Here is a 2,268-nt window from a genome sequence, read left to right as displayed (position 1 = left end):
TTTGCGGGCCACGGCGACGACGTCGCGGCGGAACTCCTCGGGATACGGCTTCGGCATGTCGATCATCCTTCCACCGTGAGGGCAGATCCCTCACAGGTCAGGTGTCAACCAGAGCCGGGGCAGTCCCAGACGATACGGGCTGAGGGTGAGCGTTTCCGCGAGTAACGCGCGTGGGTGCCGCCGCAGTGTCCTCAGCGTCGAACGCCAGATCCCGCCTGACGGAGCGGCCCCAAGCAGTACGCCGGCCGGAGCACTGTGGGATTCCAAGTACTTCTGCACGATGAACCCACCCATGGAGTGGCCGATGACCACCGGTCTGGATGGAAGTTCATTGGCGACCGTGGCCACGTCGTCGACGTAGTCTGCGATAGTCGAGTGCACCGCGAGCACTGTGAGCAGGTAACGGGCGTCATGCCGTCAGCGATACACGGGGCATGGTCGGGAAGGACCGGGAGTTGAGGCATGCGTTCGATTCGCACCATGGCCGTTCTGGGAACAACGGCATTGATGATGTTCCTGGTGGGTGGCACAGCGTCAGCAAGCCCACCTAGCCCTGACCCGATTTGGTATTCATGGTTCCCGACCAGGGAACTGGGCGATGCGTTCAGTCAGTTCATGTGGGTTATTACCGGCTGGATGACTGGCTACGGCCACTTCTAAGGAGTCATAATGCCAAATTCACCGTGGGACATTTTCCCGTACAACTTGTTCAACTAGATCGGTACTTTGATAGCACCCTTCTTCGGCGGGGGATCATGAGCGGCAACATAACTGAGCGGAATGAGTGGTTCCTATGATCGGTAATCTGCCTGACCTGCCAGGATGGTTCTCGGAAAGAGAGTCTGCCTTTTGGTTTCCCATACTGGTTCAAATCGCCAACTGGTGGAATCCACTATGACCGGGAACCTGCCCGACTTGGAATGATGGGGGGCTATTTCCCCCTGGAAGCGTGGAACAGCTTCGCCAACTGGTTCAACAAATTCTAGGAGTCGACATGATCGGCAACCTTCCTGACTTGTTTTACATGATTTGGCTTAGTCCACTCACAGGACCGTGGAACAACTTCGCCGTGAGGCTGCCCCCTTGGAGTGGACACCCCTGACACTGGTTCTAGTAGAGCCAGGAGGGATGTCGAAGTGGGACGCCAGTCTCTGTACACGGAGGAATTCCGGAAAGACGCGATCGCGCTGTACCGCGCGGCCGACGGCCAGCGCACATACGCGGCGGTCGCCGCGGACCTGGGCATCAGTGGCGAAACGCTACGGACGTGGGTCCGCAAGGACACCGCCCGCAATGGACGCCAGGAGGCCCGCAGCACCGCCGGTGGGGAAACCCAAGCGGACGAGCTCGCGCGGCTGCGGGCAGAGAACGCCCGGTTACGCGGTGCCGAGAAGGAATGGCAGCTCGAACGCGACATCCTGCGCCGGGCAGCCGCGTATTTCGCGAAAGAGGTGAAGTGAAGACCCGCCGCTGGGACTTCATCTCCGACCATCGCGCCGAGTTCTTCCGTGCTGCGGCTGTGCCGGGTGCTGGGAACCTCCCGCTCCGGTTACTACCGGCACCTGGCCACCGAGGATGCTCGCGCCGAGCACGCGGCGGAGGAGGCTGCGACAGTCGCCGAGATCCGCGCCATCCATGCCGAGCACCGCAGCGCCTACGGCGCCCCGCGCGTTCACGCCGAACTCCGCTCCCGCGGACGCAAGATCAACCGCAAACGGGTGACCCGGCTGATGCGAATCCACCACGTGGTCGGCCGGCACCTGCGCCGCAGCAAGCGCACGACTATCGCGGACAAGTCGGCTCCGTCGGTGCCGGATCTGGTGATGCGAGACTTCACCGCTACGGCTGTCGATACCAAATGGTGTGGGGACATCACCTACATCCCCGTGGGATCCTCGTGGTTGTTCTTGGCCACGGTGATCGACATCTGCTCACGCCGGGTGGTGGGCTGGTCCATCGCCGACCACATGCGCACCGATCTCGTCACGGACGCGATCGAGATGGCGGTGCGCACCCGCGGTGGTGACGTCGGTGGCGTCATCTTCCACAGTGATTATGCCGAGGTTTTCGTTAAGCCGAGGAATTTGTGAGTTTGTCTGTGCTGCTTAGATATTCTGAGTATTCATTCGGCTTAACGATTTACTGTCAGGCTTACGTTTGTCGTGTCCATGCCCCTATGGGAAGGAGACGGCGATGGATACGACGATCACCAGGATCGGTGCGGTTGTTATTGCCGAGTTGCGTTCAGTCGGCTACATGGAATCGACG

At 60.7% G+C, this 2,268-nt stretch carries 2 pseudogenes; one reads left to right on the top strand and one right to left on the bottom strand.

What is annotated here, in order from left to right:
* Nucleotides 1–126: 126 nt before the first annotated feature.
* Nucleotides 127–390, bottom strand: a pseudogene (locus tag HGB39_RS37950) (alpha/beta fold hydrolase); the annotation flags it as partial.
* A 746-nt stretch (nucleotides 391–1,136) separates the two neighbouring features.
* Here HGB39_RS37950 and HGB39_RS37945 point away from each other — a divergent pair.
* Nucleotides 1,137–2,090, top strand: a pseudogene (locus HGB39_RS37945) (IS3 family transposase).
* Nucleotides 2,091–2,268: the final 178 nt, after the last annotated feature.

It is taken from the genome of Rhodococcus opacus, from assembly GCF_012396235.1.
In the GTDB taxonomy this organism is placed as follows: Bacteria; Actinomycetota; Actinomycetes; order Mycobacteriales; family Mycobacteriaceae; genus Rhodococcus_F; species Rhodococcus_F opacus.
This window is presented reverse-complemented; position numbering and strand designations above follow the sequence as displayed.